The organism is Paraburkholderia ginsengisoli NBRC 100965 (assembly GCF_000739735.1).
In the GTDB taxonomy this organism is placed as follows: domain Bacteria; phylum Pseudomonadota; class Gammaproteobacteria; order Burkholderiales; family Burkholderiaceae; genus Paraburkholderia; species Paraburkholderia ginsengisoli.
The window spans coordinates 913,209-934,133 of sequence record NZ_BBJF01000004.1 but is presented as its reverse complement, the minus strand read 5'-3'; the positions used below and the strand labels follow the sequence as shown (position 1 = coordinate 934,133).

Here is a 20,925-nt window from a genome sequence, read left to right as displayed (position 1 = left end):
ATGCGCAAACCGCCACCGGTCCCCGTTGTGATCGCGCGTGCCTCGCGGCGGCTATCGGCGCGGCGCGCCGGCGGCGCGCGTCGTCAGCAGGGTGCGCTTGTCGTGCTGGCGGCGATCTGGCTGGGGCTTGCGATCGCCGCGCTCGGCGCACTCGACGTGGGCAACGTGTATTTCGTGCGCCGCCAGTTGCAACGCACCGCCGACCTCGCGGCGATGGCGGCCGTGCAGATGGTCAGCACGCCGGGCGCCTGCGCGAGCGCGACCAGCGCCGCGCAACAGAATGCGACGGCCAACGGCTTCAGCGCGAGCGCCGACAACACCAGCTTTCTCAACGCGACCTGCGGACGCTGGGACACGAGCACCAGCACTTACTTCAGCACGAGCGGCAATCCGCTGAACGCGGTTCAGGTGCAGGTGGGGCAGCGGGTGCCGTTCCTGTTTATCGGGCCGGCGCGCGACATCACGGCGACGGCCACCGCGCTTGCGTCGAATATCGACGCGTTTTCGCTTGGCACCGGCATTGCAGGCATCGACACGCAGCAATCGGCGCTGCTGAATGCGATCCTGGGCGGGCTGCTGAAAACCAACGTGTCGCTGAGCGTGGGGGATGTGCAGAGTCTCGCGAGCGCGCGGATCAAGCTCGACGATCTGCGGGTCGCACTGGGCGCGGCGACGATGAAGGAGTTGCTCGGCACCACGGTGACTTTCGATAAGTTGATGACTGCATCGGTCGATGCGTTGAAGGCCGGCGGCGACTCGGTCAACGCCAATATCCTGAACGCACTGGCGGTCGTCGTGCCCGGCAGCCAAAGCATCACCGTGGGCGACGGCGGTACGGCTGCGCCGGGGCTGCTGGCGCTTGGGCTGGCCAATCCGGAATCCGCGGCGAGTGCGACCGTCGACGCGTTCGATGTGCTGATGGCTGCCGCGCAGATCGCGCAGAGCGTGCCGCCCAACGCGGACGGTACGCCGAGCAAGACTCCACCGGCGATCAATGTCACGGCCGGGCTGAAAGGCGTGGCCGGCATCACCCTGCAGGTCGTCAATCCACCGGTGCTGGCGGTGGGCGAGGGCGGCACGCTCAGCGACGGAACCACCCCGCGGACGATCGCGCGCACGGCGGTGCTCAATCTGAACATCAGTCTTCAGGCGATTTCTTTACCCAGGATCACGGTAGGCGCTCCACCGTTGCTTTCGGTTTCGCTTTCTGCGCTCAGTACGCCGCTCGTCGTGCAGGTCGCCGCCGCACCGGGCACCGCGTCGTTGACCTCGGTCGATTGCGAGAGCAGCAAGGCGGCCACGCAAGCCACCATCAGCGTGACACCGGGGATTGCATCGGTCTGCGTGGCCGGCGATACGGGATGCAGTGCATCGGTTGGCGTGGCGAAGGTCTGGGCTCAGGTGCTCGGCGTCAAGAAGGTCGTCGCCGGTGTCACACTGGGCCCGCTTGGACCCCTGAAACTGTCGCCGGGCACGACGACGCCCGTCGTCTTCAACGGTGCGTCGGGCAGCTTCGACTCGAGCCAGAGCGCCAATTCCAACCCGGTTGGCAGCGACGCATCGGTCTTGACCGCGACGCTGTTTAACTCGTTGTCGGGCGCGGTGCACGTGCCGGTTCTCGGCATCATCGATCTGGGCGATCTCATCAGGCCGATCATCGACGCAGTGACAACGGAGCTGACAAAGCTGCTCAGCCCGGTCTTCGATCTGCTGGACGCCATTGTCGTCCCCGTGCTTTCCCTCCTCGGTGTCCAGATCGGCACCACCACGCTCCACAACATGTCGCTGAAGTGCGGCGTCCCGCAACTGGTCAAATAGCCAAGCCAAGATGAGAACCACCGCCAAAATCGAGGAACTCGATATCTACGTCTGGGAGGGCAAGGCCGACATCGTCGACCGGGTCGCGCGCTGCATGGCGAGCTTCGACGTCGAAGTGATCCGCGCCGACGATATCGCGATCTCGCCCGAACGCACCGCGCTCCGGCCGTCGCTCGCGATCATCAGCGTGTCGGTGATCGACAGCGGCGCGCTGATCCTGCGCGACTGGCAGGCCGCGCACGGCATCCCGGTGGTGTGGGTCGGCGCCGCGCCGCGCGAGCATGATCCGGCGACGTACCCGTCGGAGTATTCGCACATCCTGCCGCTCGACTTCACCTGCGCCGAGCTGCGCGGCATGGTGATGACGCTGGTGCTGCAGATGCGCGCGCACAGCGCGAAGACGCACGAGTCCGACGCGATGATCGCCAACTCGGAATGCATGCAGACGCTGCTGCATGAAGTCGACACCTTCGCCGACTGCGAAACGAGCGTGCTCGTGCATGGCGAAACCGGCGTCGGCAAGGAGCGCATCGCGCAACTGCTGCACGAGAAACACAGCCGCTACGGGCAAGGCCCGTTCGTCGCGGTGAACTGCGGCGCGATTCCGGATGGCCTGTTCGAGTCGCTGTTCTTCGGCCACTCGAAGGGCTCGTTCACGGGCGCGGTGGTCGCGCACAAGGGCTACTTCGAACAGGCCGACGGCGGCACGCTGTTCCTCGATGAAATCGGCGACCTGCCGCTCTATCAGCAGGTCAAGCTGTTGCGTGTGCTGGAAGACAGCGCGGTCACGCGGATCGGCTCGGCCACGCCCGTGAAGCTCGACTTCCGGCTGGTCGCGGCGACCAACAGGCATTTGCCGCAACTGGTGAAGGACGGCACGTTCCGCGCCGATCTCTACTACCGGCTCGCGGTGATCGAGTTGAAGATTCCGTCGCTCGAAGAGCGCGGCGCGGTCGACAAGATCGCAATCTTCAAGGCTTTCATCGCGCAGATCGTCGGCGCCGAGCGGCTGTCCGCGTTGCCGGATCTGCCGTACTGGCTCGCCGACGCGGTCGCCGACACGTATTTCCCCGGCAACGTGCGCGAGTTGCGCAACCTGGCCGAGCGGATCGGCGTAACGGTGCGCCAGATCGGCGCGTGGGATGCGGCGCGCCTGCAGCGTCTGCTGGCGCTGGCGCGCACCACGCAGCCGGTGCCGGCGGAGAGCGCCGCCGAAGTGCTGGTGGACCGCAGCAAATGGGACATGGCCGAGCGCAACCGCGTGCTCGCCGCGCTCGATGCCAACGGCTGGCGTCGCCAGGATACGGCGCTTTATCTCGGTATCAGCCGCAAAGTTTTATGGGAGAAAATGCGCAAATACCAAATTTTTGATGAAGAGCCCGAAACGCGCGAAAGTGAGTAATAATTCGCCGTTTGTATTAAAACAAGAACTGTTCAAGCAGGAATTACATGGACCGAAAGTCGAAGGTACGGCAGATTGCGCTGGCCGCATTCATCGCATGGGGAGCCGCGCAGGGCGCGCACGCTCAGGCTCTGCAAGACAATAACGCGAGTGCCGGTGTCATGTCGCAGCCGGGCACGACCACCGCGTTGCCGGTTACCGCGCAAAGCGGACAGGCGGAGACGACGGCGCTGACCCCGGACGAAAACCGGCAATCCGCCGCAGGCAATGTGGCGGAATTGCAGCAGATGATCCGCGGGTCGGATCTGAGCGAATTGCGCACCACGTACAACGGCAGCTACGGCGCGAGCATGCTGTTTTACGGCAAGGAGATGACGTACTACATCGCGCTGTTCCAGCAGAAAAACTTCTGGCGCGTAATCAAGACGCAGGACGCTTCGCGCGCCGACATGATCTACAAGGATTTCGTGCGCCAGACGGTGCAGCTGTCGGATGTCGAGATTCGCCGCACGCAACTCGAGGCGCAGAAGGCCTTCACGCAGCGGATGATCGCGTTGTCGCAGGATCGCGCGAGCCGCTTGCAGGCCGACCTCGATGTCGCGCGTCAGCAGCAGAGTATCGTCGCGACGCAGCAGCAGCAGAAGCAGGCTGAAGCGACGGCGTTGACCCAGCAGAAGCTGGCCGCGCAGGAACAGTTGCGCGTCGCGCAGCGCCAGGTGCGCGAGCTGCAGCGTCAACTCGAAAGCGGCTTGCCTTCGCATTGAGTGCGAAGGCGTGACGATCGTCGGATCGGGAGGGCGGCGTGGGAGCGCCGCCCGATTCATCGGCGGGTCGTTGTTTCGATGTGGCTTTAAGCGTGGCTTTGGGCGGCAGGCGGCGGTGAAGGGCCTCGCTTGCCAGTGGCTCGCACGTTGCTCCGTAATGCACGTCGACTTCGTTGTTGCCGCGCTTCCTGGGTGAAAGTTTCGCTCAGCGCAATCAGCGGTTCGTGATCGTTTATCCCCTGCCGAAGCACCCGATTTCTTCACGCTGATCGCAAGCTCGGTTCGCTCGCCACTGCCTGGCGCGCATCGCCTCCAACACGACCGTTCCACCCGCTTCTAATGCCGCCTCTTCTCCTTCGAAGAGATTTCCGCCGCATGATGCGGATCCGTCACATCGATGGCAATCGGATCGCTTGCGGGGAAGCTTTCCTCGAGCGCTTCATCGAGACGGCTTTCGGCGGACTCCACCGAGCGCGGCGCTTCCACCGGCTGGGATACATGATGCTTCTTGCTGGTCATGACGTGCTCCATGAGAAGAGTCGACTATTCAGCATAGCCCATAGCGTCCTGTCGGGCATTGGCCGATTGGCCTAAGTCTATGCGCTGAAGCGTTGCGTCGGGACAGGACGTGCGTGGCGAATAGCGGCTGGCGCTCCACGCGAAAAAACATCATTTGAAACCGTTCTGCGTCGATTCGTTTTCCGTGTGTCGCCCGACAGCGACGCGGCATAACAACAGCATCAGCCGGCCGCGTGGCCGGCATGGCGAACCGCTTCGCATCGCACGAACAACCGGCCATACCCGCTTGGGAGGAGAGCGGGCCCCGCCACCCATAAGGCAGCAAATCACATGAACGGGAAACAACCTGCGCGTGCGCAACGCCTGAGCGCCTCACATGTCGTCGAGGCGGAACTGGAACATCTGGATTAGGCAACGAAGCAACCGGCTCAGCGCATGCTGGACGCGGTGTACTGGCGTCGTCGCGTGCTGGCGGTCAAGTGTGGATTCGTGCTGACGGAGCAGCAGGGGAAACAACTGGAGAGGATTTTGCAGCGGCTCGGCCAGCCGACCACATAGCCGAGCGCTGCTGCGATGCTTTATTCGTTGCCGCTGTTGCCGCCGCCATTGCCGGGGTTGCCACTGCCGCCGTGATTGCCACCGCCGTGGTTGCCGCCATCGCCGCCCGTGCCGAACAGACGCCGGCGGCGCGTCACGACCACCGGGCCGTCGGAGGTGCCGCTGCTGCGATCGGACGAACCACGCTCCGACGACGGCGCACCATACGACTCGCGCGGTTCACGCGGTTCGCGCGGCTCCCGATGATCGCGCGGTTCACGCGAGCCATGCGGGCCGCGCGTGGTGTGCTCGCCATGCGAAGGACGTCCCGCGCGCGGCGCCGGCCGCGTGCCGGTGTCGAGCTGGATCGTCGAGATCGCGCGCTTGTAGATGCCTTGCAGGCCGACCGGCGTGCGCAGCATCACCAGGTACTGATCGAACGACTCGATGCACCCCGTCAGGCGAATGCCGTTGACAAGGTAAATCTCAACGCGCTTTCGTTCTTTGCGCGCAGCGTTCATGAAGTCGTTTTGCGGGTGCGAGTCTGCGGAAGCCATGGACAATTCGAGTTAGAAAGACGGTGGTTCGCCGCAATTCTACCCTGTGTGGGGGCAGAACGCGTCGATGGGCGAACTGCGTTCACTATAACGGCTTGCGCGCACATAAGCATCCGATAACTATTGGCTGTAACGTTGAGTTACGAATCTGCTGATCAATGGCGGGTTCTTCCGAACGCCTGCGCACATAGGCCAGGCATTGCCGGCGCGAATGGCGGAAAAAGCGGGGTGCGGCGCGCCCGCGCGGAATAAATCGCGGCCCGCCTGCGTTCATTCATACATGGCGACGTCGCATTCCGCGCGTGGCCGACCGGTTCCGGCCCACCTCTGACGCCGGACGCTCCTCAGGAGACTCACTATGAAAGCATCCCGTATTCTGTCCGCGGTTTTCGTGTTGCTCGCCCTCGCATTCGGCTCGCTCGCGACGAGCGCCTGCACGTCCGCGACCGACAGCAGCGCATCGGGCAGTAGCGGCAACAGCAGCGGTGGCGGCTACTGAGCATCGCTCGCCGGGTGAATTTCGAAGCGGAAGTGATCGCGTGGCTCCCGCAGTTGCGCCGCTATGCGCGCGCGCTGACGGGTGACCGCGCCTGGGCCGACGATCTCGTGCAGGATACGGCGGAGCGTGCGCTCGCGCGCTGGTCGGCGTTCCGGCCCAACAGCAACCTGCGCGCGTGGCTGCTGACGATCCTGCGGCATCTTTATATCGATCAGTTGCGCGGCCGCCGCGAGATCGCCGTCGACGAGGAAAGCGCGCCGTGGCGCAATCTCGAAGCGCCGCAAGGCGAGGTCGACGGTCTCGTGCTGCGCGATTTGCAGCGCGCGCTGTATTGCCTGCCGGTCGAGCAGCGCGAAGTGCTGCTGCTGGTGTGCGTCGAGGAACTGTCGTATCAGGAAGCGTCGCGCGCGCTGGGCGTGCCGATCGGCACGGTGATGTCGCGGCTGTCGCGCGCGCGAGCATATGCGCGTGCTGGTGACCGAAGGTCCGGTGGAAGGTTCGGCCAGGGGGCCGGCGCGCAAGGCCGTGCCGTTGAAAGTAGTGAGAACCCGCAATGAATAACGACGACTACGATTCCGGCTTGCCCGAAGGGCTCGATCTGCGAGCGCTGTCGGCGTTTGTCGACGGCGAATTGCCGGACGCGCGGCGCGCCGAGATCGAGGCGCAATTGCAACGGCATCCGCAGGCCGCCGCGCGGGTGGCCGCGTGGCGCGCGCAGAAAGCCGCGTTGCGAGCGCTGTGCGGGGCGCCGCCGCGCACAGCGCGGAGTTGGTCCGATGCGGGCGATGAACGGGATGAACGCGACGGGCGGGATCAACGTGAGGAGCGCGACGAACGCGATGAACGCGCCTTCGCCGACGAGCCCGCGTTCATCGTCGTGCGCCGCGCGCCGCCGTGGTGGCAGCGCGTGGGTCTTGCCGCCTGCTGGCTTGTCGCCGGTGCGGGACTGGCGCTGGCATTGGGACCGCTCGCGCCGCGTCTGACAGGCGGCGCGTGGGGTGGCCTGGGCGGCCAGCCGCCGAGCTTCGCGCAGCGCGCCGACATCGCGTATGCGGTGTACACGCCGGAGCGGCGTCATCCGGTGGAAGTCGCCGCGAGCGAGGAGGAGCATCTGATCAGCTGGCTGTCCAAACGGCTGAATCGGCCGCTTTCGGTGCCGTCGTTGCAGGAGTACGGTTACTCGCTGGTGGGCGGGCGTCTGTTGCCCGGCGAAGCGGGGCCGGCCGCGCAGTTCATGTACGAGAACGGCAGCGGCGCGCGCCTCACGCTGTACGTGACCGGCACCGCGCGCGACGAGACCGCGTTCCGCCTGTTCCGCGACGGCAATCGGCGCACCTTTTACTGGATCAACGACGGCATGGGCTACGCGTTGTCCGGACAGATCGCGGAAGGCAAGCTGCGCTCGATTGCGATCGATGTGTGCAGTGCGCTTGGTGGCAAGCCGGAGGCGTGGCAGTAGTCGCGGGCCGACGAACGTAGAAGCGACGCATGCAGGGCCGACGCACGCAGAACCAACTCACGCAGAGCCGCCACGCCCACAACCAGCGCGCACACAACCGACCCGCCCGCGCAAAATAAACAAGCGCATCAATCATCGCGCTCCCATCCGCCGAAGGACACGCCGTGCCGCCGACCTCGCCGCCGACCCTGCCGCCCAAAGTTTCCGCCGCCCAGTTCGACCGCGCGCTCGCCGGCTGGCGCGCGATCGTCGGCGACGCGCGGGTGGTGACGTCCGCGGCTGGGCTCGCCGCCTATCTCGACCCGTTCGCGCCCGGCGAGCGCGCCGCGTTTTCGGCCAGTGCAGTCGTGCTGCCCGCGTCGGTCGACGAGATTCGCGCGGTGCTGCGCATCGCCAATCAATATCGCATTCCGTTGTGGACCGTGTCGACCGGCCGCAACTTCGCGTACGGCGGCGCGGCGCCGCGTCTCGCGGGATCGGTCGTGCTCGATCTGCAACGGATGAACCGCATCATCGAGGTCAACGAGACGCTCGCGTACGCGCTCGTCGAACCGGGCGTCAGCTACTTCGATCTCTATGCGCACCTGCGCGACAAGGGCTACAGGCTGTGGGTCGATCCGCCCGCGGCCGGTTGGGGCAGCGTGGTCGGCAATACGCTCGAACGCGGCTTCGGCTACACCGACTACGGCGATCACGCGGCGACGCAGTGCGGCATGGAAGTGATACTCGCCAGCGGCGACGTGCTGCGCACCGGGATGGGCGGCATCGACGTCGGCACCGCGTGGCAGCTCTATCAGCCAGGTTACGGACCTTCGTTCGACGCGATGTTCATGCAGTCGAACTACGGCATCGTCACGAAACTCGGAGTCTGGCTGATGCCCGCGCCGCCCGCGTATCTGCTCGGCGAAATCCAGTTTCGTCATGAGGCCGATCTCGAAACGATCGTGGATATCCTGCGGCCGTTGCGGCTCGACGGAACGATCGGCAACCACGCGGTGATCGAAGGCGGCTTGCGTCGCGCGGCGAGTTTGTCGGCGCGCAAAGAATGGTACGAAGGCAAGGGCGCGATGCCCGAGAGCGCGGTTGCCGCGATGCTCGACAAGCTGAACGTCGGCCGCTGGAATCTGCATTTCGCGCTGTACGGCACGCCCGAGCTGATCGACGCGCGCTACGCCATCGTGCAGCGCGCGTTCACGCGCGTGCCGCAGGCGAAGCTATTCGCCGCACGCTATGCGGGCGACGCGCAGCCGGCCGGCGGCGGCGATCGCAATCTCGCCGGCATCCCCGCGATGACCGCGTTCCGGATGCTCGACTGGCGCGGCGGCGCGGGCGCGCACGTGGACTTCGCGCCGGTGTGTCCGGCGACCGGGCGCGACGCGTTGCGTCAGTACACGATGGTGAAGGCGCGTGCGGCGGAATACGGCTTTGATTACTACGGCGGCTTCACGGCGGGCGAGCGGCATCTGCATCACATCTTCGCGGCGATCTTCGACCGTGACGACGCGAGCCAGGTCGAGCAGGCCGGCGCGTTGCTGCGGTCGCTGATGAGCGATGCGCGCGCGGCGGGCTATGGCCAGTACCGTACGCATCTCGCGTACATGGATTTTGCCGCGGCCCAGTACAGCTTCAACGATGGCGCGTTGCTGCGGCTGTCGGAAACGATCAAGGACGCGCTCGACCCGCACGGCATTCTCGCACCGGGCAAGCAGGGAATCTGGCCGGCCGCGTGGCGCGACCGGCGCGGCTACACCTGACGAGCGGTGCATGCTTTCGGGCGATGCCACTGCATCGCTGCACGCTGAATAGCAAGTGGACCCACGTATGGACCGACGCACTTTCATGATGACCGGCGCATGGCTGTCGAGCGTGGCAGGCGGCGCGTGGCCGTGGCTCGCGAGCGCGGCCGCGCGTGGCGGCACGCTGGCGATCGTCGATGCGTCGCTGGCGAGCGGCGCGTCGTTCGCGCAATACGCGGCGCGGATGAAGCTGCCCGTTTTCGAAACCGGCGACGACATCGGCGCGCTCTGGTATACGACGCTCGCGCCGCTTCTCACGCGAACGCCCGGTCGAAGGGTGGCGTCGCTGATCGGTCTCACGCGCGCTTCCGACTATTTCGTGCTCAGCGAACTCGCGATCCGCCCGGGGCATCTGATCGAACATTGCCACGAGCAGCGCAGCGGGCCGGCGATGCAGCAGGCGCATGTTGCGTTTGCCTTCACGCCGTGCGTCGCGCGCCGGCTTTGAAGCCGCGGCTAGAACTTATAAGCCTTGTTCTTCGGATCGAACGTTGCATCGTCGAAAGTCTTCGGCGCGATGGTTTCGAAGACGATCCGCTCGAACAGCTTGCCGTCGTTGTCATAAGACTCGACGCTGCGAAAGTACGGATGCCGCAGATCGAGGCCGAGCGTTTCCTTCTTCGCGTAGAACTGCGGCTGACCGGTCGGCGTTTCGAACGTGAAGGCCACCACGCGCACGCCGTCGATCGTTTTGACTTCCACCTGGGTCGAGCGCGGCAGGCCGGCCTCGATGTACTTCCTGCCTTCGGCAAGGTACTGATTCGCGATGTACTCGGTGCCGAGATCGCGCAGGTGATGGTTCGATTGCGAGCGCGCGAGCGTGCCGTTCAGCGAGGTCCACAACGGCATCACGTTCATGATCCCGCCGAGGTGACCATACATTTCGTCGGCCCGTTTCGACTCGTCGTAGATGATTTCCTGGCCCGCGCGCGCACCGTCCGGCAGCCACTTCGCGTAGATCCGCAGCGGGTCGCGCGCGAGCCGCACCAGCATGTGATCGGGCTTGTCGGGCCACTGGCCGCGAATACGTTCCGAGCGCGACATCGTGAACTCGTACGACGGGTAGCCGTTCGGCCCTTCCTTGATGTAGCGCGGCAACGCGAGCGGATCGAGCGACTGGAATAGCGCGACCAGTTGAGCGTCGTCGAGCTTCTCCAGCGTGCCGCTTTGTTGCGCGGCGCGCAGCCATTTGACCTGCTGATCGAGCGTCAGCTTGCCGACCTGCGACGACGGCGTGGTGGGCGCCTTGACGGCGCTCGCGGTATCGAGCGGGGGCGGGGTGTCGTCGTTCTGCGCGAATGCGGCCGGCGCCGGGACGAGTAGCGCGGCGAGCAACGCGACGGTAAGCAACGCGCCGGCCAGCGGTCGCCGCGACGGCCTCGCGCGCGATGACGCTGCAGCCGGCGACGCGGCAGGCGCCGCCGCCCGGACGACGCGCATGAACGCCGACAGGCGGGAGAGGCGTGCGGACTGGCGGTGCTTCATAAGCTCTCCGTAATGAAGCGCGAGGGCGTCGCAAGCGTGACGCAAGGACGACGCAAGGGCAACCCGCGGCGACCCGGCGGCAATCCAGGCGCAGCCCGAAGCGCATTGCCTGTCAGGCAGACTTTTGCTTCGCGAGTTCCTCAGCGCGCAGCGCGCGGCGCAGAATCTTTCCGACGTTGGTTTGCGGCAGTTCCTCGCGGAACTCGACCAGCTTCGGCACCTTGTAGCCGGTCAGATTCTTGCGGCAATGCGCGATGACCTGTTCGGCGGTCAGCGTGGGACTGCGTCTCACGATAAATACCTTCACCCGCTCGCCCTGCGCCGCATCGGGCACGCCGATTGCCGCCACTTCGCGCACGTCCGGCAGTGCGGCGATCACGTCTTCGACTTCGTTCGGATAGACGTTGAAGCCCGACACCAGGATCATGTCCTTCTTGCGATCGATCAGGCGGATGAAACCGCGCGAGTCCATCACGCCGATGTCGCCGGTCGCGAGCCAGCCGTCGTCGTCGAGCACCTTGGCGGTTTCCTCCGGGCGGTTCCAGTAGCCTTTCATCACCTGCGGTCCCTTCACGCATAGCTCGCCCGCTTCGCCGATGTTCGCCCAGCTGCCGTCGTCCTTGCGGAAGCGCACGTGCGTGGACGGCGCGGGCAAACCGATCGAGCCTTCGAAGTCGCGCATGTTGAAGAGGTCGACCGGGTTCATCGACACGATCGGCGAGCATTCGGTGAGCCCGTAGCCCTCGATGATCGGTTTACCGGTGACGGCCTTGAAGCGGTCGGCCACCGCTTTTTGCGTGGCCATGCCGCCCGCCATCGCGAGCTTGAGATTCGAGAAGTCGCGCTTGCAAAACTCCTCGTTGTCGAGGAACGCGTTGTAGAGGGTGTTGACGGCGGTCATGCCGGTGAATTTTTCGTGACGGATGATCATCATCACGCGCTTCATGTCGCGCGGATTGGCGATCAGGATGTTGCGCCCGCCGAGTCCCATGAAGATCAGCGCGTTCACGGTCAGCGAATAGATGTGATAGAGCGGCAGCGGCGTGAGCACCGTTTCGATGTCGCCGTTCAACTGTCCCTCGGACCAGGCCTTCGCCTGCAGCAGATTCGCGATGATGTTCCGGTGCGTGAGCATCGCGCCTTTCGCGACGCCGGTGGTGCCGCCGGTGTACTGCAGGAATGCGATGTCGTCGTGCGTGGCGCGCACGGGCGTGAGCGGGCGCGAGTAGCCGACCGACAGCGCGTCGAGCAGCGGCACCGCCTGCGGCAGTTTGTACGCGGGCACCATCTTCTTCACGTGGCGCAACATGAAGTTGAGCACACGTCCCTTCAGGTTCAGGCCGTCGGCGAGCAGATCGCCGAGACCCGTCACGATCACGTTCTTCACTTTGGTGCCCGGCAACGCGTCCTCGACGGTCTTCGCGAAGTTCTCGAACACGATGATGGTTTGCGCGCCGCTGTCCTTCAACTGATGCGCGAGTTCGCGCACCGTGTAGAGCGGGTTCACGTTGACCACCACCGCGCCGGCCTTCAGCACGCCGAACAGCGCGACCGGGTACTGGAACGTATTCGGCAGCATGATCGCGACGCGTTCGCCGGGCTTCACGCCGACGCTTTGCAGATACGCGGCGAACGCGGTGGCCTTGCGGCCCAGTTCGCCGTACGTCAGATTCGCGCCGACGCTCACATACGCGACCCGCTCGCGAAACTGCGCGATGCATTCGTCGAAGAACTGCACGAGCGACGCGTATTGCGTGACGTCGATGTCGTGCGGCACGCCGGCCGGGTACGACGCGTACCAGATGCCGTCGGTGTTCGGCGCGTGCGCTGCTGCGGGTCCGGCGGCGGGCGGGAGCGGGGCTTGAGTAGGCTGGGTCATCGGTCGTCTCCTGAAGCCGGGGCTTCATCTGTTTATGTGCTGGTTTGGCGGCCAGTCGTCGAAGCAGGTACAGCGCGTCTGGCGCGCACGGCGGCGCGGCTCAGCGCTCCAGAATCGCGACCACCCCCTGGCCGCCCGCCGCGCAGATCGAGATCAGTCCGCGCGCGGTGCCCGCGGGTTTGTCGAGTTGCGCGAGCATTTTCGCGAGGCTCGCAATGATGCGCCCGCCCGTCGCCGCGAACGGATGACCGGTGGCGAGCGAACTGCCGTTCACGTTCAGTTTCGTCCGATCGATCGTGCCGAGCGGGCCAGGCAAGCCGAGTTGCGCGCGGCAATACTCGTCATCCTGCCACGCCGCGAGCGTGCATAACACCTGCGCGGCAAAAGCTTCGTGGATTTCGTAAAAATCGAAGTCCTGCAACGTGAGGCCGGCGCGCGTCAACATGCGCGGCACCGCATAGGCGGGCGCCATCAGCAGGCCTTCCTTTTTGTCGAAGAAGTCGACGGCCGCCGTCTCCGACCAGCTCAAATAGGCGAGCACCGGCAGACCGCGCCTCGCCGCCCAGTCCTCGCTTGCGAGCAGCACGGCGGAGGCGCCGTCGGTGAGCGGCGTCGAATTGCCGGCGGTCAGCGTGCCGGCGTCGCGGTCGAACACCGGCTTCAGGCTCGCGAGTTTTTCGAGCGTCAGATCGGCGCGCAGATTATTGTCACGCGCGAGGCCGCGGTACGGCGTCATCAGATCGTTGACGAAACCGCGCGCGTACGCTTCGCTGAGCTTGCGATGACTCTCGCAGGCGAGCACGTCCTGCGCCTCGCGCGAGATGTTCCAGCGCTTGGCCATCAACTCGCAATGCTCGCCCATCGACAGGCCCGTGCGCGGCTCGCCGTTGCGCGGCAGAAGCGGCTTGAAGAACATGCCGGGCCGCAGCCGCGTTAGCGCGCCGACGCGCTGTCCGGTGCTCTTGCCGCGGTTCGCTTCGAGCAGGATCTTGCGCATCTTCTCGTTGACGCCGATCGGCGCGTCCGACGTGGTATCGACGCCGCCCGCAATGCCCACCTCGATCTGCCCGAGCGCGATCTTGTTGGCGACCAGAATCGCCGCTTCGAGTCCGGTGCCGCAAGCCTGCTGCACGTCGTAAGCGGGCGTTTCCTTCGCGAGCGAGGTGGACAGCACGGCTTCGCGCGTCAGATTGAAGTCGCGCGAATGCTTGATGACGGCGCCCGCCGCGACTTCGCCGAGACGTTCGCCGTGCAGGCTGTAGCGGTCGATCAGCCCTTGCAGCGTGAACGTCAGCATGTCCTGATTCGACGCGGTCGCGTAGGCGGTGTTCGAGCGGGCAAACGGTATCCGGTTGCCCCCGACGATGGCGACGCGGCGCACGGCGGGTAGCGGGTTGGACATGCTCGGCTCCTTGGGATCGGTTTCTGGTTATCGGGTGATGCAAAGGGGGTGTCTCATGCGGCGTGGCGCGCGCTCGGCGCTCGCGGCATCCTGATACAACAACGAACGCCGATGGCGTTAATTCCACCGCACGTGCACGCAAGAACACGCGTGCGCGTCACTGCAGCCGCCACTGCATGCGGCCGCGGAGATGCGGCTTCTCTCCGGCGATATCGCGCACCTCGATATCGCGTTCGATCAGCGACGGCGACGCGCTCCACAACGTCGCTTCACCGGGCAGCAGCAGCGGCAGTTTGAACTCGGCGCTCAGCGTTGCTTCGGCGAGCGGCTTCGGCGGTTGCAGCGCGGAGGCGGCGCGCGCCAGCGTCCACATGCCGTGCGCGATCGCGCGCGGAAAACCGAACGCCTTCGCCGATAGCGCGGTGAGGTGGATCGGGTTGTAGTCGCCCGACACACTCGCGTAGTCACGGCCCAGCTGCGGCGCAAGTTGCCAGCGCGCGATGCGTTGCAGCGCGTGCGGCCCGAGTTCGAGTGGATCGAGCGGGTTGCCGCTCGCCGGCACCGCGCGCTTCAGATAGACGCTGTCGCCATCCCACACCGCCTCGCCGCGCCGGTACATGCGCGTGTGCAGCACGAACGCCTGGCCTTTGTCGTGACGCAGCAGCGCGCCGAATTCCACCTCGACGCGCAGCACGTCCTTGTAGGTGAGCGGCCGGCGCAGTCGAACGTGGTTCGCCAGATGCACGAGTCCGAGTGCCGGCCACGGAAACGCAGGGTCGGTCAGCATCAGCAGATGCAAGGGAAACGCGAGCAGATGCGGGTAGGTGAGCGGCACGCCGTGCTCGGGGATGAAGCCGCACACGCGCGCGTAGCGCCAGACCGGCCCCGGGTCGAGCGCGACGGCGGGGCGCACGAGGCGCAGCGGCGGCAGTTGCGGCGCTTGCGTTGAACGTCCACGCTTGACGATGCCCGTCAACGCGCGCGCATAAAGTTTGGCCGGCGCGGGCAAGGTTTCGACGACGACGGTTTTGGGCCGCGCCGCACCAGAATGCGCGGCGCCCGATGCATAGCCTTCTCCGAACGGATCACCCGGCTCACGCATGGTCACGCTCCAATCAGGCTTTGTCCACACACGCGCACGACCTGGCCAGTGACGCCGGCCGCGCCCGGATGGGCGAGCCACGCGATGGTCTGCGCGACGTCGACCGGCTGGCCGCCCTGGCTCATCGAGTTCATGCGGCGGCCGGCTTCGCGGAGGGTCAACGGAATCTTCGCGGTCATCTGGGTTTCGATGAAGCCGGGCGCGACCGCGTTGATCGTGATGCCGCGCGCGCGCAACTGCGGCGCCATGCTCTGCACGCGGCCGATCACGCCGGCCTTCGAGGCCGCGTAATTGGTCTGGCCGAGGTTGCCCGCAATGCCGCTGATCGACGACACGCCGACGATCCGTCCGCCGTCGCGCAGAATGCCGGCGGCGAGCAGCGCATCGTCGATGCGTTCCTGCGCACTCAGGTTGATGTCGATGACGCTTTGCCACGCGGCCTCGGCCACCTTCGCGATGGTTTTGTCCTTCGTGATGCCGGCGTTGTGCACGACGATGTCGACGCCCTGTTCGTCGAGCGCGGCGGCAATCTGCGCGGGGGCTTCCGGCGCGGCGATGTCGAACGCGAGCGCGGTGCCGTTCAGCTGGCGCATGGTGGCGTCGAGCGCGTCACGCGCGGACGGGATGTCGATGCCGATGACGTGCGCGCCTTCGGCCGCCAGCACGCTCGCAATCGACGCGCCGATGCCGCGCGCGGCGCCGGTCACGACCGCGCGCCGGCCCGCGAGCGGCTGCGACCAGTCGAAGGCGGAGGAGGTGGGGGCGGTGGCGCCGCCGGTATCGATACGCACCACCTGGCCCGATACATACGCCGAACGCGGCGACAGAAAAAAGCGCAGCGTCGCTTCGACGCTGCCTTCCGCGCCCTGCGCGACATAGACGAGATTCGCGGTGATGCCGCGCCGCGCTTCCTTGCCGAGCGAGCGCGTGAAGCCTTCGAGCGCGCGCTGCGCGGTCCATTGGCGCGGGCTCGCGCAAGCCTCGGGCGGCCGTCCCAGCACGACGATGCGGCCGCATCTGCCGAGCGAGCGCAGCGTGTCGTGGAAGAACCCATGCAGCGGCGCCAACTGACTGCTGTCTTCGATACCGCTCGCGTCGAACAGCAGCGCGGCCAGCTTGCCTTGCGAGCCGGACTCCGCGGGTTCGAACCGTCCGGTCATCAGGCCATGCCGGTTCGCGAGCGGCACCCACAGGCCGGCGCTTTCGTGCGCGACGCTCGTTACGCCGATGCTCGCGATCAGGTTCGCGAGCGCATCGAGCAGGCGCGGCTCGCGGCCCGCGCCGATCGCCACCAGACCCTCGAACTCGGGGCGGTCCGCGCGATAGCGGCGCAGCACCTCGGGCTTCGGCAGGCCGAGCGAGCGCGCGAGCCGCGCGCCGAACGGCGAGTTGACGAACTTCAGATAAGAGTCGTTCATATTATTGTGGCTCCGCTGGACGCGCCCGCAGGAAGTCGCTGAGGCATCGGACGTGTGTCAGTGTGCACTGAGTTGGGCGCATCGGGTGCGCGTTCCCAGGATGTTTTTTTCACGTACTCGGGCTCGCATTCGGGCCCGTGTTCAGGCCGCGAGTTCCAGCGCCTTGTCGAGCGACTCCTTGCGTTTTTGCAGACTGGCGAGCATGTCGAAATCGGCCGGGAAGTCGTCGACCTTCACGACCAGCGCGCCATAGCGGGCGTAATCGTCGAGCACGCGGCGCTCGTCGGCATCGATCAGGCCTTGCCGCTGCGCGGCGTCGGTCCACGCGGCGAGGTGCGCGAGGCTTTGCGGCATCGGCGCGAGCAGGCTTTGCTTCACCGCTTCGCGCAGCTTCTGGTCGATCTGCGTGAAGCGCGGGTTCAGTTCGAACACCAGTTCGCCGTAGCCAAGCGCGTCGACGTCCGGATGCGGCACGTACGAGTCGGACACCAGACGCTCGCGCGCAGCGCCTGGCGTTTGCATCAGCTCGGCGATCTCGCTGCCGAGACGATCCGACGGTTCGCGATGCGGCAGACCAAACGGGAACGCGAGCACGCGCACGAGGACGGCGGCGAAACGGTTCGGGTAATTCGCGAGCACGCCGTCGAGCGCCTGCTGCGCCTTGTACAGCGAATCCTCGACGCCCCAGCGCACGAGCGGCAGATCTTCCTCCTGACGGCCTTCGTCTTCGAAACGCTTGAGCGTGGCCGAGATCAGGTACAACTGCGAGAGCACGTCGCCGAGTCGTCCGGAGATGCGTTCACGGCGTTTCAGGTCGCCGCCGAGCACGAACATCGACACGTCGGCGAGTAGCGCGAAAGCGGTCGAGATGCGCGTGGCCGCGCGGTAATACGCATGCAGCGGCGCATACGCGCTGCGCGGCTTCGCGATGAAGGCACCGCCTGTCACGCCGTACACGAAACTGCGCACGACGTTGGAAAGCGTGAAGCTCACATGCCCGAAGAACGCCGAGTCGAAATCGCGCAGCGCCTTCGCGTGATCCGTTTCGCGCGTCGCGGCCATTTCCTTCAGCACATACGGATGACAGCGGATCGCGCCCTGGCCGAAGATGATCAGGCAGCGCGTGAGGATGTTCGCGCCTTCCACGGTGATCGCGATCGGCACCTGCTGATAGGCGCGCGCGAGAAAGTTCGACGGACCCATGCAGATGCCCTTGCCGGCGGCGACGTCCATGCCGTCGTTGATGACCATGCGGGCGCGCTCGGTGATGTGATACTTCGCGATCGCGGAAATCACCGACGGTTTTTCGCCGAGATCCACCGCATGCGCGGACAGGCGGCGCGCGGCGTCCATCACGTAGAGGTTGCCGCCCATGCGGCCGAGTGCTTCCTGCACGCCCTCGAACTTGCCGACGGCAGTGCGGAACTGACGGCGCACCGCGGCATACGCGCCGGTGCCGCGCACGGCGATCTTCGCCATCCCGACATTCGACGACGGCAGCGAAATCGCGCGGCCCGCCGCGAGACACTCCATCAGCATGCGCCAGCCGTTGCCGACCTGCGCGCGGCCGCCGATCACCCAGTCGAGCGGAATGAACACGTCCTTGCCCGAGTTCGGGCCGTTCTGGAATACCGCGTTCAACGGCCAGTGACGGCGGCCGATGTTCACGCCCGGGTGATCGGTCGGAATCAGCGCGCAGGTGATACCGGGCTCTTCGTTCGAGCCGAGCAGGCGGTCGGGATCGAGCGCACGGAACGCGAGGCCGAGCACCGTCGCGATCGGCCCGAGCGTGATGTAGCGCTTGTCCCACGTGACGCGAAAGCCCAGCGTCTCGCGGCCTTCGAACATGCCTTTGCAGACGATGCCGACGTCGGGAATCGCGGCGGCGTCGGAACCCGCGTAAGGGCTCGTCAACGCGAAGCAGGGGATTTCATCGCCACGCGCTAGACGCGGCAGGTAGTGGTTCTTTTGCTCCTCGGTGCCGTAGTGCATCAGCAGTTCGGCGGGACCGAGCGAGTTCGGCACCATCACCGACACGGCGGCGGCCGAGCAGCGCGTCGCGAGCTTCATGATGACCTGCGAATGCGCGTACGCGGAGAACTGCTTGCCGCCGTACTGCTTCGGAATGATCATGCCGAGAAAGCCGCGCTCCTTGATGAACTGCCAGGTGGTCGGCGACAGGTCCTGCCAGACCATGGTGGTTTCCCAGTCGTTTGCGAGATCGCACAACTGCTCGCAGTCGACGTCGAGGAAGGTCTGCTCTTCGGCTGTCAGCGTGGCCGGGCCGTAGCCTAGCAGCGTGTCCCAATGCGGGCGTCCCGAGAACAGCTCGGCGTCCCACCAGACCGTGCCGGCTTCGATCGCGTCGCGCTCGGTCGGCGACATCTCCGGCAGGATCTTGCGGAAGATGCCGAGCACCGGCTTCGTCAGCCACGCGCGACGCAGCGGCTTCACCGTGAGCACGAGCGCAGGGAGGACGAGCACGATCGCGAACAGCGTCGTGAGAACGGGGCCCGCCGCGCCGCTCACATGCGCCGCCGCCACCCACACGATCATGACGGCCAGCCACCATGGCGCGCGCGCCTGAATGTAGAGCAGCGCGAGCGCGGCGATGACGAGCAATAGGATGAACCACGGCATGACGTTTCCTCCTGTATCGATGATGCGTGCGGACTCGTTCACGGGGCGCGGACGGTTCGCGTTCTGTTGATCTTCGTGCTTCTTTTACGTGTGGCGGTGTGCTTGCTTCGCCGCGTGCTTGGGGTGCTGCGGGCGTTTCGTGCGCTTTGAACCGTTCTTCGTGCCTCGCTTGCGAACCGCGCTCGTGACGCTGTTTGTGCCGTACTGTCGGTTCGACAGCGAGATGTTGCTTAGGTGCGGGGGCCTCGACGTGCTGTGCGGATCTGCGGAATTCATCGTGTCCGTTTACTGATTTGCTGGTTTGCTGATGTGCGTTGCGGGTGCCGACGGTCGTTGCGTAGCTACTGCGTGTTACGGCGAGGCTATCTGGGCTGGCGGATATCGGTTGCCGCATTGAAGCTTCGGTCTGCCTGGCAAATCGCGCGCCGCTTGCGGCCAGGTCCCGCGCAGACGGCCCTTGACGGCGCCGTCCGCGGCGGGTCGCGCATCGCCTCTATGCCGTGCCGTGCAGCGCGGCTTGAAAAGAAGCCGCTTCGATGTTGCCGCTACGGCGTTCTCCGTCGGACGATCCTTCCGCCGACGCTCCCGTGCCGCTTTGCGCTGGCGACGCAGCCGGGGTGGCGGCCGCGCTTGCGCCTTGCAACCCGCATGCGCCCGCGCTACCGGTAGCACCTTGTGTACCGCCTTCCGCGCCACCGTCGGTCGCATCGCCGAGCACCGCCGCAAACGTCGCCAGTTGCGAGCCGTCCGGCAGCGGCGCTTTGAGCGCAGCCACCATCAGCGATGCAAGGCGTGCGATCAGTTGCAGGTCGTTCATCGACTTGCCCTGCGAAAACTCGGAGATCAGGCTGTCGGTATCGGTGCCGGCCAGCACGCCCGACAGCGCGCCAATCGCGAAGTGCAGACGCCAGCCGAGTTCCTCGCGCGGCAGATGCGGCAACGCGAGCTGGAACGCATCGAAAAAGCGCACGGCCACTGAAGCGTAATGCCCATTCAGAAAGTCGCGAATGAACGACGACGGGTCGGTATAAGCGCGCCCGAGCAAACGCAGAAACGCCTTGCCCCCGACGCGCGGATCGCGTGAAAGACGCAGCGCCGGAATGAACATCGCGCCGAGCACGTGCTCGCAGGTCAGACGCGCGCCGAGCATCGCGTCGAAGCGGTCGAGCAGCTTGAGCCGTTCCTCGTTGAGCTGATCGAGGCGGCGCGAGAGCATCGAATGAATCAGCGATTCCTTGCTGCCGAAGTGATAGTTGACCGCCGCGAGATTGACTTCGGCGCGCGAAGTGATCTGGCGCAGCGACATTGCCTCGTAGCCGCATTCGATGAACAGTGCTTCCGCGGCGTCGAGGATGCGGGACTTCGTATCGCCGGCATGCCGGCCTGTCGTGCGAACTGCCATGTTGCGTCTCCCAGTTGCCGGGCGTCCGGCCCGCAAACAAGCGATTCAATTAAGAACTTGAAACATCCGTTTTTTTCAGCATAAGGACGGATGGTCGGTACGATCAAGGGTCGGTGTCGATTAATTCCTCTAGAAGACCTGACGCGGGTCGATCTTTCCTTCATGCGCGACGCGTCGTTTCGCGCGGAAAATAAAAAAGGCCGTTCCGATGTGAATCGGAACGGCCTCGTATTGCTTGCTACCTGA

General features: G+C 65.7%; 16 protein-coding genes and 2 pseudogenes. 9 read left to right on the top strand and 9 right to left on the bottom strand.

All coding sequences use genetic code 11. The features are described from left to right. From BGI01S_RS08240 to BGI01S_RS08230, 3 genes are read left to right on the top strand one after another with little or no spacing between them, the layout of a single operon-like run. Window positions 1–1,818, top strand: coding sequence for a TadG family pilus assembly protein (locus tag BGI01S_RS08240; RefSeq protein WP_042324020.1), 1,818 nt, complete (start codon window positions 1–3; stop codon window positions 1,816–1,818). A gap of 10 nt (window positions 1,819–1,828) precedes the next feature. Then, window positions 1,829–3,220 carry a sigma 54-interacting transcriptional regulator gene (locus tag BGI01S_RS08235; RefSeq protein WP_042324019.1) on the top strand — a complete coding sequence of 464 codons (1,392 nt, stop codon included), beginning with the start codon at window positions 1,829–1,831 and terminating at the stop codon, window positions 3,218–3,220. A 47-nt stretch (window positions 3,221–3,267) separates the two neighbouring features. Further along, window positions 3,268–3,984 (top strand): DUF2968 domain-containing protein, encoded by a 717-nt coding sequence (locus tag BGI01S_RS08230; RefSeq protein WP_042324017.1) that lies wholly within the window; start codon window positions 3,268–3,270, stop codon window positions 3,982–3,984. A 336-nt stretch (window positions 3,985–4,320) separates the two neighbouring features. On the opposite strand, the gene BGI01S_RS08225 is transcribed toward BGI01S_RS08230, so the two are convergent. Beyond that, complete coding sequence (locus BGI01S_RS08225; protein ID WP_042324015.1) at window positions 4,321–4,503, bottom strand: hypothetical protein; 183 nt, start codon at window positions 4,501–4,503, stop codon at window positions 4,321–4,323. A 330-nt stretch (window positions 4,504–4,833) separates the two neighbouring features. Here BGI01S_RS08225 and BGI01S_RS31000 point away from each other — a divergent pair. Further along, window positions 4,834–5,061: pseudogene (locus tag BGI01S_RS31000) on the top strand (hypothetical protein). Between the two features lie 20 nt (window positions 5,062–5,081). Here BGI01S_RS31000 and hfq read toward each other — a convergent pair. Then, the gene (gene hfq / locus BGI01S_RS08215) at window positions 5,082–5,597 is read right to left on the bottom strand and encodes an RNA chaperone Hfq (protein ID WP_042324013.1); all 516 of its coding nucleotides are present in this window, start codon (window positions 5,595–5,597) and stop codon (window positions 5,082–5,084) included. A 358-nt stretch (window positions 5,598–5,955) separates the two neighbouring features. On the opposite strand from hfq, the gene BGI01S_RS30510 reads away from it, so the two are divergent. The 5 genes and pseudogenes from BGI01S_RS30510 (at window position 5,956) to BGI01S_RS08195 (ending at window position 9,799) form a co-directional block, all read left to right on the top strand. Next, window positions 5,956–6,096 (top strand): hypothetical protein, encoded by a 141-nt coding sequence (locus BGI01S_RS30510; protein ID WP_167335635.1) that lies wholly within the window; start codon window positions 5,956–5,958, stop codon window positions 6,094–6,096. Window positions 6,097–6,110: 14 nt separating this feature from the next. After that, window positions 6,111–6,657, top strand: a pseudogene (locus BGI01S_RS08210) (sigma-70 family RNA polymerase sigma factor). Next, window positions 6,650–7,555, top strand: coding sequence for an anti-sigma factor family protein (locus tag BGI01S_RS08205; protein ID WP_042324011.1), 906 nt, complete (start codon window positions 6,650–6,652; stop codon window positions 7,553–7,555). The pseudogene BGI01S_RS08210 and the gene BGI01S_RS08205 overlap by 8 nt, the downstream one beginning before the upstream one ends. Window positions 7,556–7,719: 164 nt before the next feature. Beyond that, a complete protein-coding gene (locus tag BGI01S_RS08200; protein WP_042324010.1) occupies window positions 7,720–9,309 on the top strand; it encodes an FAD-binding oxidoreductase in 1,590 nt (529 codons plus the stop codon). A gap of 67 nt (window positions 9,310–9,376) precedes the next feature. Further along, complete coding sequence (locus BGI01S_RS08195) at window positions 9,377–9,799, top strand: hypothetical protein (protein WP_042324008.1); 423 nt, start codon at window positions 9,377–9,379, stop codon at window positions 9,797–9,799. Between the two features lie 8 nt (window positions 9,800–9,807). On the opposite strand, the gene BGI01S_RS08190 is transcribed toward BGI01S_RS08195, so the two are convergent. The 7 genes from BGI01S_RS08190 to BGI01S_RS08160 form a co-directional block, all read right to left on the bottom strand. After that, window positions 9,808–10,836: a DUF1571 domain-containing protein gene (locus BGI01S_RS08190; protein ID WP_084585293.1), complete on the bottom strand. Its 1,029-nt coding sequence runs from the start codon at window positions 10,834–10,836 to the stop codon at window positions 9,808–9,810. Between the two features lie 112 nt (window positions 10,837–10,948). Further along, entirely contained in the window at window positions 10,949–12,715 is a 1,767-nt protein-coding gene (locus tag BGI01S_RS08185) for an AMP-binding protein (protein WP_042324006.1), read from the bottom strand. Window positions 12,716–12,815: 100 nt separating this feature from the next. Then, a complete protein-coding gene (locus BGI01S_RS08180) occupies window positions 12,816–14,117 on the bottom strand; it encodes an acetyl-CoA C-acetyltransferase (RefSeq protein ID WP_042324003.1) in 1,302 nt (433 codons plus the stop codon). Between the two features lie 157 nt (window positions 14,118–14,274). Beyond that, window positions 14,275–15,219: a MaoC/PaaZ C-terminal domain-containing protein gene (locus BGI01S_RS08175; protein ID WP_042324001.1), complete on the bottom strand. Its 945-nt coding sequence runs from the start codon at window positions 15,217–15,219 to the stop codon at window positions 14,275–14,277. A 2-nt stretch (window positions 15,220–15,221) separates the two neighbouring features. After that, window positions 15,222–16,637: a 3-oxoacyl-ACP reductase gene (locus BGI01S_RS08170; protein ID WP_042324000.1), complete on the bottom strand. Its 1,416-nt coding sequence runs from the start codon at window positions 16,635–16,637 to the stop codon at window positions 15,222–15,224. A gap of 141 nt (window positions 16,638–16,778) precedes the next feature. Next, window positions 16,779–19,277, bottom strand: a complete 2,499-nt coding sequence (locus BGI01S_RS08165) for an acyl-CoA dehydrogenase (RefSeq protein WP_042323998.1) — start codon at window positions 19,275–19,277, stop codon at window positions 16,779–16,781. Between the two features lie 493 nt (window positions 19,278–19,770). Then, on the bottom strand, window positions 19,771–20,679 hold the full coding sequence (locus BGI01S_RS08160; RefSeq protein WP_042323996.1) for a TetR/AcrR family transcriptional regulator: 909 nt from the start codon (window positions 20,677–20,679) through the stop codon (window positions 19,771–19,773). Window positions 20,680–20,925: the final 246 nt, after the last annotated feature.